Origin of the sequence: [Flexibacter] sp. ATCC 35103 (genome assembly GCF_001975985.1) — a bacterium.
Taxonomy (GTDB): domain Bacteria; phylum Bacteroidota; class Bacteroidia; order Flavobacteriales; family Flavobacteriaceae; genus Flavobacterium.
The window spans coordinates 150536-164925 of record NZ_MTQF01000010.1; the positions used below are offsets into that span (position 1 = coordinate 150536).

Sequence of the window (14390 nt, forward strand, 5' to 3'; positions counted from 1 at the left end):
TTAATTTTTTAATGGTTTAAAGATAGAAAAAATGTTCTTTTTGCAAAACAATTTACTATTTGTAATCAATATTTCAATAATTCTGATAAAACTTCTTCAAAACGATTCTTAGGTAAAAACTGATCTTCTAATGCTTTTGTAAACGGAATTGGCGAATCTAAACTCGCAACCCTTTTTACCGGAGCATCCAGATATTCAAAACATTCCTCCATAATCAAGGCCGAAATATCACTTGCAATTCCGCCAAACAAAGTGTCTTCCTGATAAATGATTACTTTTCCGGTTTTCTTTACAGAAGCAAAAATAGTATCAGTATCCAAAGGCTGTAAGGTTCTTAAATCTATTAAATCAGCTTCGATTTCAGGATTCTTTGATAAAGTATCCAAAGCCCAGTGCACGGTAGCTCCAAAAGCGATAATAGTAACTGATTTTCCTTCTTTTAGCAAAGCTGCTTTTCCTAACGGAATGGTATAATAATCCACTGGAACATCCTGATAAACGCTGCGATATAATTGTTTATGTTCAAAAAACAAAACTGGATTTGGGTCATTTATAGACGTATTCAACAAACCTTTTGCATCATAAGGAAAAGCAGGATAAACGACTTTTAGCCCCGGAGTTTTAGTAAACCACGCTTCATTTGTCTGTGAGTGAAATGGTCCAGCCTGAGTTCCGCCGCCACAAGGCATACGAACTACAACATCAGCTTTTTCTCCCCAGCGATAATGTGATTTTGCCAGTAAATTTACGATCGGGTTAAAACCTGTCGAAACAAAATCAGCAAACTGCATTTCGACAATCGCTTTATAACCATTTATAGACAATCCCATTGCGGTAGAAACCACTGCACTTTCGCAAATTGGCGTATTACGTATGCGATCTTTTCCAAATAAGTCCACAAAACCATCGGTTATTTTAAACGCGCCGCCATATTCTGCAATATCCTGTCCCATTAGGATCAGGTTTCCGTGACGTTTCATAGATTGTTCCAGACTATATCTGATGGAATCTATAAAACGTATATTTTTTATTTCTTCGGAGGGATTAACTTCTTCATATTGATATGGTTTATAGACATCATCTAATTCTCCGCTGTAAGTTGGTACGATTTCAGGTTCTGCATTTGCAATGGCTAAATTTTCGTCAATTTCCTGTTTGATTTCATTGTGCAGCTTTTCATCAAATTCTGCGGTAAGAATACCATTTTCGGTTAAATATTTTCTATAATTTGCAACCGGATCTTTGGCAGCCCATTCGTCCATTAATTCCTGCGGTACATATTTTGTTCCGCTTGCTTCTTCATGACCACGCATTCTAAAAGTTTTAAACTCTAATAAAACCGGATGCGGATCTTTTTGCATGTCTTCTTTTAACTGCGTTATTTTATTGAACACCTCTACAATATTATTTCCGTCAACAATATAACTTTCAATTCCGTATCCAATACCTTTATCTGCAAGGTTTTCGCATAAATATTGTTCGTTTGTAGGAGTCGAAAGTCCATAACCATTATTTTCGATGATAAATATTACGGGTAATTTCCAAACAGCTGCAATGTTCAGCGCTTCATGAAAATCTCCTTCGCTCGTTGCGCCTTCTCCGGTAAATACAGCGGTTACTTTTTTATTGTTCTGAAGTTTATCTGCCAGTGCAATTCCGTCTGCGATTCCTAATTGAGGGCCCAAATGCGAAATCATACCTATAATATTATAGTCTTGCGTTCCGAAGTGAAAACTTCTGTCTCTTCCTTTTGTAAAACCATTTGCTTTTCCCTGCCATTGCGAAAAAAGTCGGTACAAAGGAATATTTCTGGTTGTAAAAACACCAAGATTCCTGTGCATTGGCAATACATATTCAGATTCATCCAATGCAGCAGTAACTCCTACAGCAATTGCTTCCTGCCCTATTCCTGAAAACCATTTTGAAACTTTTCCCTGCCGAATTAAGATCAGCATCTTTTCTTCGATTAAACGGGGTTTTAGAATTTTTTTATAAAGGTCAAGTAATTGATTGTCTGTAAGGTTTTGTCTGTAAAAGATCATTAGGTTGTTTTTTAGTAGTCAAATATATAAAAATATAACAATTTTAAAATTATTTGTTAAATAATTTAAAACCGAAAATCATTTTGTTTTAATAAAAATAAAAAAATAATTGGATGATTTTTATTTTTAAAAAACACAGCGCAAATATAATATGATATTTTGCTCTTAAATTAAATTTTATGTTATTTTAGCTACAAATCAATACTGGATGATTTTTTGAATATTCAAAAAATAAATCATTCTTTTTGGGTTAAAAATTGCATTTAAAATTAAATTTTATGGTAAAATTTAAAATTCAAATCTAAAATATTCTATACCTTTGTTATTGTAAGGATTAATATCCTTAGTTCTTTTTAATAAAAAATGTAAAGTATGCAAAACATTCCTAGTGTAGACTTACGTGATTTCCTTTCGGACAACCCGGAACGTAAACAAAAATTTGTAAATGAAATCGGCAGTGCATTTGAAAACATTGGCTTCGTAGCCTTAAAAGGTCATTTTTTAGACGACCAGTTAGTAGACGAACTTTATGGCGAAATTAGAAAATTCTTCGCCTTGCCAGTAGAGACGAAACATAGTTATGAAATTCCCGGAATTGGTGGTCAAAGAGGGTATGTTTCTTTTGGAAAAGAACATGCTAAAGGACGTAAAGAAGGGGATTTGAAAGAGTTTTGGCATTTTGGTCAATATGTTGACAAAGATTCTAAATATGCTTCAGAGTATCCTGACAATGTTGAAGTTAAAGAATTACCTCGTTTTAATGTTGTAGGTAAAGAAGCGTATCAAATGCTTGAAAAAACGGGCGTTTATGTGTTAAGAGCTTTAGCTTTGCATTTAGGCCTGGATGAGTTTTATTTTGATCAATATGCAAAAGAAGGAAACTCTATTTTAAGACCAATTCATTATCCGCCAATTACTTCTGAGCCGGAAAACGCAATTCGCGCCGCAGCTCACGGAGATATTAACCTGATTACCCTTTTAATGGGTGCACAAGGTAAAGGATTACAGGTTCAAAATCATGATGGAGAATGGATTGATGCTATTGCAGAAGACGACCAATTGGTTATTAATGTGGGAGATATGTTGTCAAGACATACCAACAACAAACTAAAATCAACGATTCATCAGGTAGTAAATCCGCCAAGAGAATTATGGGGAACTTCACGTTATTCTATTCCGTTTTTTATGCATCCGGTAAGCGATATGCGCCTGGATTGTTTAGAAAACTGTATCGATGCTGAGAATCCTAAGAAATTCGAAGATATTACTGCGGGAGACTATTTATACGAACGTTTAGTAGATTTGGGATTAATTAAAAAATAAGACCAAATAAAATTGAAATATTAAAATTCCAAATTCCAACTATCAATTGGGATTTGGAATTTAATTTTTAGAAACCACAACTATTGAAATTTATTTTTTAGCATAAAAAATTTATGGACTTACAAGATCAATTAAAAAACTTATTTCCGGATCACGTAGAATCAAATGAGCCTGAGGAAATCCAGGAGCAGGATCATGTTCTTTATATTCAAAAAGAACCTATGATTTGTAAATTCGAAAAGCGAAAAGGAAAAGCCACAACCATAATCGAAGGTTATGAAGGAAGTGACGAAGATTTTAAAATTTTGGCAAAAGAAATTAAAACAAAATTAAGCGTTGGTGGAACTTTTAAAGATGCTTCGATCATCATTCAGGGCGATTATCGCGATAAAATCATGGAAATCCTGAAAGCAAAAGGATTTAAAACGAAAAGAGTTGGTGGGTAAAAAAGTTTAAATTGTTTCAGGTTTCAAGTTTCAAGTTCTATGTTGAGATTTAAAATTAACTCATGAAATGATTTGCCAAAAAAGACGCACTGCTGTGCGCCTCTACAGAAAACCTTAAAAGAAAAAACATAAAATAAATCTGTGACAATCTGTTCAGTCCGTTAAATCAGTGGGCAAAAAAGATTACATCCTACAGGAAACCTCAGAACCTTTGAACCTTTGTCACTTTGAACCTTAAAGAAAAAAAATGATACAAAACTCAGAATTAATACTTAATCCGGATGGTAGTGTTTACCACTTGAACCTTCGTCCTGAACATATTGCTCATGATATAATTTTTGTTGGAGATCAAAACCGAGTAGAGAAAATCACACAGTTTTTTGATTCTATCGAATATTCTACACAAAAAAGAGAATTTAAAACACAAACCGGAATTTATAAAGGAAAGAGAATATCTGTAATGTCTACGGGAATTGGACCTGACAATATTGATATTGTTATAAATGAATTAGATGCTCTTGTAAACATTGATTTAGAGACACGCAAGCCAAAAAAAGAATTAACTTCTTTGAATATTATCAGGATTGGAACTTCAGGATCTTTACATGCTTATATTCCTGTGGACAGTTTTGTAATGTCTAAATTTGGTTTAGGATTAGATAACATGCTTCGCTCCTACCTGATCGATAAAGTATCGAATGCAGCGATCGAAGATGCTTTTATCGCCCACACAAATTGGGATATTAGAAAAGGAAAACCGTATGCAATTGCATGTTCTGAGAAATTAGAAAAAATTATCGAGTCAGATAAAATGTTTAAAGGTATTACTGCTACAGCCGGCGGTTTTTACGGACCACAAGGACGTGTTTTACGTTTAAATATTCAAGATGAAGCATTAAACAGTAAAATGGATAGTTTTACTTTTAATGAGGAGAAAATCACCAATTTAGAAATGGAAACGGCTGCTATTTATGGATTATCAGCACTTTTAGGACATAATGCTTTGTCATTGAATGCTATAATTGCCAATCGTGCATCCGGAACTTTTAGTGAAGATCCGTATAAAGCTGTAGATGAATTGATTGCTTATACTTTGAATAAATTAGCAGGGAAATAATTAGAGAATTTGTCCATTAAATAATTAGATAATTTATGGAAGCTGCTATTCTTAAAATTGAAAGATTATTGAAAAATGTCACTTATTTTCCAACAATAATTCAAAATATATTAGAAGAAAAAAAACTTGGAAAATGGTCTAAAAAAGAGATTTTAGGCCATTTGACAGATTCTGCCATACATAATTTGGTTCGTTTTACAGAAATTAATTATTTAGAAAAACCTTACCATTACAGACCATATAGTCAAATAGATTTAGTAAATTTAAATCAATATCAGGAAATGGATATTCAGGAGTTAACGCAGCTTTGGTTTTTATTAAACAAACAAATTGTAAAACTAATGAAATCTGTTGATGAGAAAGCTTTAGATTATAAAATTATTCTGACTGATGAATCAGTAATTGATTTAAAGTTTTTGATGACTGATTATGTAGAACATTTAGAACATCATATCAATCAGATAAAATCGTAGATTATGTTTTTAAGAGTAGCGAGACATACGAATAACCTGGAAGCAATTGAAGATTTTTATGTCGATATTCTGGGATTTGAGAAATTAGGAGGTTTTGAAAATCATAATAATTATGATGGTATTTTTATTGGTAAATCCGGTTTAGACTGGCATTTTGAATTTACACAATCCCAAACAAAAGCAAACCATACTTTTGATGAAGATGATGTAATTGTACTTTATCCCAAAACAATTTTAGATTATAACGAATTAATAAAAAGGCTTTTACAGTATAATATTTCAAGTATAAATGCAAAGAATCCGTTCTGGAATGAAAACGGACAAATGTTCCTGGATCCGGATGGTTATCGCATTGTTGTTTCTCCCTTGAAAGCAGAAATAGACGAAATTAATTAGATAATAAGTCAATTTGAAAATTAGATCATTGATTCTAATAGTTGATCTTAAAAAAATATTACAAAATAAATAATGGCAGAAGAAACACATAAAAAAATACTATTCAAATATTACAGCACTTATCTCGAAGAGATCGTTTCAGAGACCATGTGGGCAGAAATTATTGATGCTGAAAAAGGATATTATAAATTGGATAATATTCCGTTTTTTGGACCTTTGATTGCAACTGATGATATTTTTCGTGCAGAATATGACGAAAACGAAAAAAACTTTATACACAGGGAAACCATACAAAGTTCAGGAAATTCGATCGTTCAGGTTTTAATTTTGCAGGAAGGATTTGATAAGGAAATAATCAGAGAGAAATTAAAAACAATTAATTGCATATCAGAAGGTTTAAATGATACTTTTTTTGCTGTTGAGATTGTTAAAAATGTAGATTACGCAATAGTAAAGAGTTTATTGGATGAATATGAATCAAATTCAATAATAGAATTTGCAGAACCTTGCCTTTCAGAAAAACACAGAACCGATTTATTAAAAAACTAAATAACGCAAACTAAACAAACAAACTTAAAATACGCTTACCAAACTTAAACTTAACTTAAAAATGAAAACTGTAAAAATTGTAGGTGTTCCGGAACACTTCAATTTGCCATGGCATTTATGCATCGAAAATGGTGAATTTGAAGCTGAAAGCATTGATTTGCAATGGAACAATATTCCTGAAGGTACCGGTAAAATGTGTCAGATGCTTCGTGATGGTGAAGCTGACATTGCTGTTATTTTAACCGAAGGAATTGTAAAAGATATCGTTGCCGGAAACCCCAGCAAAATTGTTCAGATTTATGTACAGTCACCTTTGATCTGGGGAATTCATGTTGCGGCAAAATCAAGTTTTCAAACTGTAAAAGATCTTAAGGATAAAAAAGTAGCCATTTCCAGAGTTGGATCGGGATCGCAATTAATGGCTTATGTAAATGCACATGAAAATGGTTGGGAAACTGATAATTTGCAATTTGAGATCATCAATACTATCGATGGTGCTGTTGAAGCTTTGACAAAAGGAACTGCTGATTATTTTATGTGGGAACGTTTTATGACAAAACCGCTTGTAGATCAGGGTATTTTCAGACGTGTTGGCGACTGCCCTACTCCATGGCCTTCATTTGTTATTACGGTGCGTGATGAATTCCTGAAAAAGAATCCTAAAACAGTCGAGAAAATACTTGAAATTATAAACAAAACAACTCAGGATTTTACTGAAATACCTAATATAGACAAAACATTATCAGAATTATTCAATCAAAAAATCGAGGATATTCAGGAATGGTTAAAACTTACGCAATGGTCTCAAAAGAATTTGAGTGAAAAAGCATTTATTAAAATTCAAAATCAGTTATTTGATCTGGGAATTATTGATAAAAAAAGTACTTTTGTTGAAACTGTAAAAGCGCTGTAAATACTGCTTTTGATTCTTATGATAAAATTTCCTAAAATTGACTTTCCGCAATTAAAATCCAAATTACAGGTGAAATCTCCCTGGGACAGGATTATTATTATGCTGTTGAGTCTTTTAATCACGATCCCAATTTTTATCATACTGCATCAGAACCTGATTGATTTAGAATGGCCGTTCAATCTCGACCGCGTCTTTATCTTTATCTTTGTATTTGCTGCTATTTTCTTTCTTTTAATGTATCTGCGAACAATCATAATCTTATGTATTGCTGTTTATATATTGGTGCTTATCTACGGAAGTGTGATAGGAAATTATGGCTTTAGTGAAATATCCGAAGATTATAATTCGATGATTTATACGATGTCTGATAATCCTTTTCCGCAGGATATTATTGTGGCAAAGCTGCTTCCGTTTCCTAATAAATCAAAAATTATTAATGCCATAGAATACCAAAACCCAAAGGTTCGCAATTTTGCTATAATGGCCACTACGAAACATTTTAAAGGAATAAAAGGTTATTCAGATTATAGAACCATTATTCAGTGTTTTGCAGTTTTTAAAGAAATAAACGGACGTTGGAATTATGTTAATGACCCTAAAGAAGGAGATTATATTGCTACGGCGAGCGAATCATTAGAATATTTTTCAGGAGATTGCGACGATCATTCTATTTTAATGGCAGCAGCAATACGTTCTATTGGCGGAACTCCAAGGCTAATTCATACTAAAGGGCATATTTATCCGGAAATTCTAATTGGTTCCTTGATTGATCTGGAAAAAGTCAATTATTTAATCAAGAATGTGCTTTTTGTAAAAGAAAGTTATGGCAAAAAAATTCATTATCATATTGACGAACGCGGACAAGTATGGATGAATCTTGATTACACGGCAAAATATCCAGGCGGACCATTTATGTACGAAGAAATTTTAGGGGCGCTAACTCTAAAATAATTTTTTAGAAATTAATTATCTGAACCTCAAAGGTTTTAAGATTTTATGTAAAGGCACACAGCAGTGTGTCTTTTTTTTGTGCATTGCCTTTTTTTATTTAAGTATTGCATTTACTGATATCATAAGGAATTGTAAGGTTAGTTCCTGTTTATTTTTATAAATATTTGATTTTTAGATTTTTAATTAAAAATATTTTTGTAAATTTCTATGGTCTAACCTTAATCACAAAATCATGAAAAAATCTAAATTATTTATCTTCGGAATTGCATTATTAGCACTATTAATGGTTTCATGTCACAAAGATCGAAACAAATTGGTTAACTCCTGGAAAATAACAGCAGTTGAGCCTAAAATACCTCTTTCTGACTCTTTAAAAAATGTAATCCTGACGCAGGGACAACTTACATTTACAAAAGACGGACATGTTACGGGATATCTACAAAGAGAAATAACGGATGGTACATTTGCGTTGACAAAAGGAGGAAAAAGTTTAGTAATAAAAGATGAAACAGGAACCCCATATCCTTGTGAAAGTACTATAACTGATGACGAACTGATTTTAGACAGCAAAGAGATGAAAGTTACACTCAAAAAAATATAACAGACACTTTTTATATAAACCTAATCAACCACGCTGCAATACAGTGTGGTTTTTTATTTAAGACAAATTCTAAGTTGGGTTTGTTGTAATGAATTTATATTTTTTCTTTAAAATAAAAACACAAATTGTATCTTTGCAATCTTAAAATAATACAAATCACTTATGTGAAAAATAATTTCTTTCAGACAATTTAAAGCACAGACTGCAATCGCGGTTACGCTATTTATTCATCTTAACGGAAAGAAATTATGCTCATTCTACAAAACATTGCATATAAACACAGCAACACTAATTTATTGTTTGACACTATCAGTTTTACAATAAACAATCAGGATAAAATTGCCTTAATTGGTAATAATGGCGTTGGAAAATCGACTTTATTAAAAATTATTGCCGGCGAATTACAGCCTTCAAACGGAGAACTAAAAGTTAGTTCTGAGCCTTATTATATCCCTCAAATCTTTGGGCAATACAATCATTTTACGATTGGCGAGGCTTTGCGCGTAAATCATAAACTAAACGCACTTGCAGCAATATTGGACGGAAACGTAACGGAAGAAAATCTTACAGTTCTAAACGACGACTGGACTATTGAAGAACGTTGCAATGCTGCACTAAAATATTGGCAATTATCTGATTTAGATTTAGCACAAAAAATAGAAACACTAAGTGGAGGTCAGAAAACAAAGGTTTTTCTGGCTGGTATTTCGATTCATGAACCTCAATTGGTTTTACTTGATGAACCAAGTAATCATCTCGATTATACAGCGAGAGAATTACTCTACAACTTTATTGATTCTACAAATAGCAGCTTGATCATTGTGAGCCATGATCGAAAATTACTTAACCTTTTAAATACGGTTTACGAGCTCAGCAAACGCGGAATCAGTATATATGGCGGAAATTATGATTTTTATGCTGAGCAAAAAGAAATCGAAAAAACTGCATTGAACCATGATTTACAAAGTAAAGAAAAAGCGTTGCGAAAAGCCCGGGAAAAAGAACGTGAAACAGCAGAAAGACAGCAAAAACTGGACGCACGAGGAAAAAAGAAACAAGAAAAATCAGGTGTTGCCAGAATAATGATGAATACGTTACGCAATAATGCCGAAAATAGTTCTTCGAAACTCAAAAGCGTTCATGTCGAGAAAATTGATGGTATATCGAAGGAATTACGAGAATTACGCTCTGCTTTGCCTGATGTAGATCAGATGAAATTTGGTTTTGATAATTCGGGTTTACACAAAGGCAAAATTTTGTTTAAGGCAAATGCAGTTAACTACAGTTATAAAGAACAGTTATTATGGAAAAAGGATTTAAATATTGAGATAATAAGCGGTGAAAGAATTGTTCTAAAAGGTACAAATGGATCCGGAAAAACTACGCTGATCAAAATAATATTGGGAAATTTAGAACCAAAATCAGGAACGGTATATGCTGCCCCAAATAAATCGGTTTATATCGATCAGGATTATTCCCTGATAAATAATGAACTTAAGGTTTATGATCAGGCACAACAATTTAATAGCGCAGGATTAGAAGAACACGAAATAAAAATGAGACTTAATCGCTTTTTATTTCATAAAGAATATTGGGATAAACCTTGCAGCGCATTAAGTGGTGGCGAAAAAATGCGGCTAATGCTGTGTTGCCTCACCATTAATAACGAATCGCCGGACATGATTATATTAGACGAGCCAACAAATAATTTAGATATTCAGAATATCGAAATCCTGACCGCAGCTATTAATGAATATCAAGGAACATTGATTGTGGTTTCTCACGATGAATCATTTCTGGAGGCAATAAATATGGAGAAAACAATTGAGCTTTAATAAAAATAAAATTCTTGACAGAAAACCTCTAAAGTCTTATGATCTTAGAGGTTTTCATGTTTTTTAAGCATTCTAAATGTTTGATTTTGAGTAAATAATCAATAAATATTTTGCGCAGTCAAATAACTGCATTATATTTGCAGTCAAATAACTGCACAATGGAAATTCGTAGAGATGTATTTCAGGCAATCGCTGACCCTACCCGCAGGGCAATACTAAGTTTAGTAGCAATTCAGGCTATGACGCCCGGAACTATAGCGGAAAATTTTGATTCATCAAGGCAAACTATTTCAAAACACATTCAAATCCTGACGGAATGCGAATTATTGGAACAGGCACAAAATGGCAGAGAAATTTATTATCATATCAATGCCAAAAAAATGAAGGAAGTAGCTGATTTTATTGAGCCTTTTCGTCAAATGTGGGATGATCGATTTAACAAATTAGAAAGTATTATGAAGAACTATAAACCTAAAAAATAACTATTTATGGAACTAAAAACAAAAATTGATGCTCAGGATGGTAAACAGGATCTTATAATTACCAGAGAATTTGATCTTCCGTTAGCATTACTTTTTAAGGCTTATGATGATCCAGAAATTGTAGCACAATGGATGGGCACAAAAGTACTAAAACTAGAAAACAAGCAACACGGCGGTTATCAATTCGAAACGACTGATCCTCACGGAAATGTTGTATTTAAAGCAAATGGCGTAATTCATGAATACAGTCCAAACCAGAGAATTACACGTACGTTTGAAATGGAAAACTCTCCTTTTGCCGTTCAGCTTGAATTTTTAAAGTTTGAACTAATCTCTGATGAAACCAGTAAACTTACCATGCACATAATTTATAAATCAGCTGATCTTCGCGATCAAATGCTGAAATTGCCTTTTGCACAAGGTATAAACATGGCACACAATAGATTACAGGAAATTGTAAACAAACTTAAATAGCAACATCATGACAAAAAGAAATAAAATTATATATTGGATCGCTACTCTTTGGCTTGCATTAGGAATGACATCTACCGGAGTTGTACAATTAATTAAAATGAAAGAAGAAGTGGATATGATGACGCATTTGGGCTACCCTATTTACTTTTTGACACTATTAGGAATCTGGAAAATATTAGGTGTTATAGCCATACTTATCCCTAAATTTCCTTTATTGAAAGAATGGGCATATGCCGGTTTCTTTTTTGCCATGTCGGGCGCTGTTTTTTCTCATTTAGCTTCGGGAGATCCGGCTGTAGCACTTTTTGGACCAATCTTATTACTTGTTTTAACGGTTACTTCTTGGTATTTCAGACCTTTAGAAAGAAAAGTAACTTCTATAAATTTATAATATCCCTGTTTTTTTTTAACTTAGTAAGAAATTATTTAAACATATGAGTGCAAATAAAAATAAGTTGTCACCTGAACAACAAGAAGAAATACTGAATGTTTTAGAAACACGTTTTGAGAAAAATATGCAACGTCATAAAGATATTGAATGGGCAAAAGTAAAAGCTAAGCTGCAGGGTAATCCCAATAAATTATGGTCGCTCGATGAAATGGAAAGAACTGAAGGTGAACCGGATGTTGTAGGTTATGATAAAAAAACAGATGAATATATTTTTTATGATTGCTCTGCTGAAAGTCCAAAAGGCCGCAGAAGCTTTTGTTATGATCATGAAGCTTTAGAAAAAAGGAAAGAAAATAAACCAGCTGACAGTGCACTTAACAGGGCTACAGAAATGGGAATTGAACTTTTGAATGAAGAGCAATACAAGGAACTTCAGACATTGGGTAATTTTGACTTAAAAACATCCAGCTGGATCGCAACACCAGCTAATATTAGAAAATTGGGCGGAGCATTATTCTCAGATTTCCGTTACAATACAGTATTTGTGTATCATAATGGCGCCGAATCTTATTATGCCGCAAGAGGTTTTCGAGGATTGTTGCGAGTTTAGTTTTAAAGTTGATAAAGTAATTTTTTCAACAATAGCAAAAGCCTCCGTTCTCTTTAGACGGAGGTTTTGTTATTTAATTTAACTGAAAAAATATTCATTAAATTTTTAAAAATCTATTTTAAAAGTCTAGACATATTTCAATTTGGTTTTAATTATATTAGCAACAATTTTACCAAAACCAATAAATGAAAACAACTTTAAGCTTGCTTCTGTTTCTTACCTTTTTTAATGTATTTGCTCAAACTGAAGAACAACTGTTTCAGTATAAATATGAAATGTCGAAAGAATATCATAATAAACCTTCTTACGCCTTTAAGACCAAAAAATACGTTCCTGAAAAACTTTTTATTACCAGTAAATGCAAAACAGATATTTTAGAGAAATCTGCTGGTGTTTTTGCACAGAATACGATTTTATCAATACGAAAAAAAGAGAATAATCAAGTTGATATTATACTGGATTCTAAATTTCCGCCGGAGTATAATTGTGAATCATTTGGTTTTGTGAAACTGGAAAGTATAAGCAGTAATTTATTTGATTCTAAAAACAAAAAGATCAAATTATCTGATAGTGGTTTTTTGAATTTAGGAGGTGAATTCAAAAAAGATTCAAATACAGAATTAGAATATCAAACTGCTAATAAGCAATCTATTACGGTGGATAATAAAGATCTAAAATTAAAAGGAACTATTACTTATGAATTATCATTTCTAACCGATTATGTTATTCTTTCATTAGATAAAACAAAAGTGGGGTCAATTCTGGATATAAATGGTATTAAATATGAACTTTTCGAAATTTATAATAATAAAGTTATTTTGAAAAAGCTGATTAAGTCAAATTTAGAAAACAATATTAAGCTTCTTATTTTCAATAAAAAAAAGGAATTATTAGTTTATGAAGAAGGTTCGCGAAATTCTTTGATTTATAGTATGGCTTGTGGTCAGGAATATTTTGAATTTATATCAAAAAATAAAGATTACACTTTTGAAGAGTTTAAAAAGCATTTTACTTTTAAAGATATTATCAATAAAGAAAGTTTATATATAGTTCTCGAAGGTGTTGGCGATATAGAGAATGAATTTATTTTGTATGAACCAAAATATCAGGTCAAAAAAGAGTTTGAAGCAAAACTAAAAGGATAATTCTAATTTAAAAAAAGAAGTTTATAAGGCTATAAAAAGTATTAAACTATAGCTTTTTATACTACAGAGAGGATTTAGAAGATATTAAATTACAAAAGTTGATACAAAATAAATATGATTTTAGCCTTTGACACTTATTACTTTGACGGAAAAGCAAAAACGGTTTGCCTTGAATTTGAGGAATGGAACGAAAGTAAAAACTTTAAAATTCACACAGAAATTATCGATAATATCGAGGAATATGTTCCGGGAGAATTTTATAAAAGAGAGTTGCCTTGCATCATTAGTTTATTAAATAAGATAGATCTCACGAATATTGAAGCTATTATTGTAGATGGATTCGTGTATTTAGACGATGAAAAAAAATATGGTTTAGGTGGCCGTTTATATGAAAAACTGAATAATAGAATCCCAATAATTGGTGTTGCAAAAACAAATTTTGCCGCGATCGAAAAAAATAAGAGAGCTTTGAAGAGAGGCGATAGCAAAAAACCGCTCTATATTACTTCTATTGGTATTGAACTGGATGATGCTTTTGAAAAAGTAGAAAGTATGGCAGGAGAATTTAGATTTCCAACATTGCTAAAAGAACTGGATCGATTAACGAAAGAATTGTAAATACGGGCTATTTTAATAAAATTA

The 14390-nt window shown here is 32.1% G+C and carries 17 protein-coding genes; 16 read left to right on the top strand and 1 reads right to left on the bottom strand.

Annotation, left to right across the window (positions count from 1 at the left end; genetic code table 11):
* Positions 1-65: 65 nt before the first annotated feature.
* Positions 66-2042: a thiamine pyrophosphate-dependent enzyme gene (locus BXU01_RS19125; protein WP_083694772.1), complete on the bottom strand. Its 1977-nt coding sequence runs from the start codon at positions 2040-2042 to the stop codon at positions 66-68.
* A gap of 372 nt (positions 2043-2414) precedes the next feature.
* Between BXU01_RS19125 and BXU01_RS19130 the strand changes: the two genes are divergently transcribed.
* The 16 genes from BXU01_RS19130 to BXU01_RS19205 all read left to right on the top strand — a co-directional run bounded on the left by BXU01_RS19130 (position 2415) and on the right by BXU01_RS19205 (position 14366).
* Entirely contained in the window at positions 2415-3365 is a 951-nt protein-coding gene (locus tag BXU01_RS19130) for an isopenicillin N synthase family oxygenase (RefSeq protein ID WP_056253382.1), read from the top strand.
* Between the two features lie 113 nt (positions 3366-3478).
* Entirely contained in the window at positions 3479-3811 is a 333-nt protein-coding gene (locus BXU01_RS19135; protein ID WP_083694773.1) for a translation initiation factor, read from the top strand.
* 247 nt (positions 3812-4058) lie between these two features.
* Positions 4059-4928, top strand: coding sequence for a nucleoside phosphorylase (locus tag BXU01_RS19140; protein WP_083694774.1), 870 nt, complete (start codon positions 4059-4061; stop codon positions 4926-4928).
* Positions 4929-4963: 35 nt separating this feature from the next.
* Positions 4964-5401, top strand: coding sequence for a DinB family protein (locus tag BXU01_RS19145; protein WP_083694775.1), 438 nt, complete (start codon positions 4964-4966; stop codon positions 5399-5401).
* Between the two features lie 3 nt (positions 5402-5404).
* Positions 5405-5797, top strand: a complete 393-nt coding sequence (locus BXU01_RS19150) for a VOC family protein (RefSeq protein WP_083694776.1) — start codon at positions 5405-5407, stop codon at positions 5795-5797.
* A gap of 72 nt (positions 5798-5869) precedes the next feature.
* Positions 5870-6346: a DUF4265 domain-containing protein gene (locus tag BXU01_RS19155; protein ID WP_083694777.1), complete on the top strand. Its 477-nt coding sequence runs from the start codon at positions 5870-5872 to the stop codon at positions 6344-6346.
* Between the two features lie 61 nt (positions 6347-6407).
* A complete protein-coding gene (locus tag BXU01_RS19160; protein WP_083694778.1) occupies positions 6408-7259 on the top strand; it encodes a substrate-binding domain-containing protein in 852 nt (283 codons plus the stop codon).
* A gap of 18 nt (positions 7260-7277) precedes the next feature.
* Entirely contained in the window at positions 7278-8210 is a 933-nt protein-coding gene (locus BXU01_RS19165) for a transglutaminase (RefSeq protein ID WP_083694779.1), read from the top strand.
* Positions 8211-8442: 232 nt separating this feature from the next.
* Positions 8443-8811 carry a hypothetical protein gene (locus tag BXU01_RS19170; protein ID WP_083694780.1) on the top strand — a complete coding sequence of 123 codons (369 nt, stop codon included), beginning with the start codon at positions 8443-8445 and terminating at the stop codon, positions 8809-8811.
* Positions 8812-9059: 248 nt separating this feature from the next.
* Positions 9060-10646: a ribosomal protection-like ABC-F family protein gene (abc-f, locus tag BXU01_RS19175; RefSeq protein ID WP_083694781.1), complete on the top strand. Its 1587-nt coding sequence runs from the start codon at positions 9060-9062 to the stop codon at positions 10644-10646.
* Between the two features lie 158 nt (positions 10647-10804).
* Positions 10805-11128 (top strand): helix-turn-helix transcriptional regulator, encoded by a 324-nt coding sequence (locus BXU01_RS19180; protein WP_083694782.1) that lies wholly within the window; start codon positions 10805-10807, stop codon positions 11126-11128.
* 6 nt (positions 11129-11134) lie between these two features.
* Positions 11135-11602 carry an SRPBCC domain-containing protein gene (locus tag BXU01_RS19185; RefSeq protein WP_083694783.1) on the top strand — a complete coding sequence of 156 codons (468 nt, stop codon included), beginning with the start codon at positions 11135-11137 and terminating at the stop codon, positions 11600-11602.
* A gap of 7 nt (positions 11603-11609) precedes the next feature.
* Entirely contained in the window at positions 11610-11993 is a 384-nt protein-coding gene (locus BXU01_RS19190; protein ID WP_083694784.1) for a DoxX family protein, read from the top strand.
* Positions 11994-12036: 43 nt separating this feature from the next.
* Positions 12037-12603 (top strand): DUF4256 domain-containing protein, encoded by a 567-nt coding sequence (locus BXU01_RS19195; protein WP_083694785.1) that lies wholly within the window; start codon positions 12037-12039, stop codon positions 12601-12603.
* A gap of 185 nt (positions 12604-12788) precedes the next feature.
* Positions 12789-13748: a hypothetical protein gene (locus BXU01_RS19200; RefSeq protein WP_083694786.1), complete on the top strand. Its 960-nt coding sequence runs from the start codon at positions 12789-12791 to the stop codon at positions 13746-13748.
* Positions 13749-13862: 114 nt separating this feature from the next.
* A complete protein-coding gene (locus BXU01_RS19205) occupies positions 13863-14366 on the top strand; it encodes an endonuclease V (RefSeq protein WP_083694787.1) in 504 nt (167 codons plus the stop codon).
* The last annotated feature ends 24 nt before the right edge of the window (positions 14367-14390 follow it).

Excerpts from the sequence above, each read along its gene's own strand:
- BXU01_RS19190 (WP_083694784.1), top strand. The coding sequence starts at position 11,610 with ATGACAAAAAGAAATAAAATTATATATTGGATCGCTACTCTTTGGCTT.
- BXU01_RS19185 (WP_083694783.1), top strand. The coding sequence starts at position 11,135 with ATGGAACTAAAAACAAAAATTGATGCTCAGGATGGTAAACAGGATCTT.
- BXU01_RS19165 (WP_083694779.1), top strand. The coding sequence starts at position 7,278 with ATGATAAAATTTCCTAAAATTGACTTTCCGCAATTAAAATCCAAATTA.
- BXU01_RS19170 (WP_083694780.1), top strand. The coding sequence starts at position 8,443 with ATGAAAAAATCTAAATTATTTATCTTCGGAATTGCATTATTAGCACTA.
- BXU01_RS19200 (WP_083694786.1), top strand. The coding sequence starts at position 12,789 with ATGAAAACAACTTTAAGCTTGCTTCTGTTTCTTACCTTTTTTAATGTA.
- BXU01_RS19135 (WP_083694773.1), top strand. The coding sequence starts at position 3,479 with ATGGACTTACAAGATCAATTAAAAAACTTATTTCCGGATCACGTAGAA.
- BXU01_RS19150 (WP_083694776.1), top strand. The coding sequence starts at position 5,405 with ATGTTTTTAAGAGTAGCGAGACATACGAATAACCTGGAAGCAATTGAA.
- BXU01_RS19145 (WP_083694775.1), top strand. The coding sequence starts at position 4,964 with ATGGAAGCTGCTATTCTTAAAATTGAAAGATTATTGAAAAATGTCACT.
- BXU01_RS19130 (WP_056253382.1), top strand. The coding sequence starts at position 2,415 with ATGCAAAACATTCCTAGTGTAGACTTACGTGATTTCCTTTCGGACAAC.
- BXU01_RS19195 (WP_083694785.1), top strand. The coding sequence starts at position 12,037 with ATGAGTGCAAATAAAAATAAGTTGTCACCTGAACAACAAGAAGAAATA.
- BXU01_RS19180 (WP_083694782.1), top strand. The coding sequence starts at position 10,805 with ATGGAAATTCGTAGAGATGTATTTCAGGCAATCGCTGACCCTACCCGC.
- BXU01_RS19160 (WP_083694778.1), top strand. The coding sequence starts at position 6,408 with ATGAAAACTGTAAAAATTGTAGGTGTTCCGGAACACTTCAATTTGCCA.
- abc-f (WP_083694781.1), top strand. The coding sequence starts at position 9,060 with ATGCTCATTCTACAAAACATTGCATATAAACACAGCAACACTAATTTA.
- BXU01_RS19205 (WP_083694787.1), top strand. The coding sequence starts at position 13,863 with ATGATTTTAGCCTTTGACACTTATTACTTTGACGGAAAAGCAAAAACG.
- BXU01_RS19140 (WP_083694774.1), top strand. The coding sequence starts at position 4,059 with ATGATACAAAACTCAGAATTAATACTTAATCCGGATGGTAGTGTTTAC.
- BXU01_RS19155 (WP_083694777.1), top strand. The coding sequence starts at position 5,870 with ATGGCAGAAGAAACACATAAAAAAATACTATTCAAATATTACAGCACT.
- BXU01_RS19125 (WP_083694772.1), bottom strand. The coding sequence starts at position 2,042 with ATGATCTTTTACAGACAAAACCTTACAGACAATCAATTACTTGACCTT.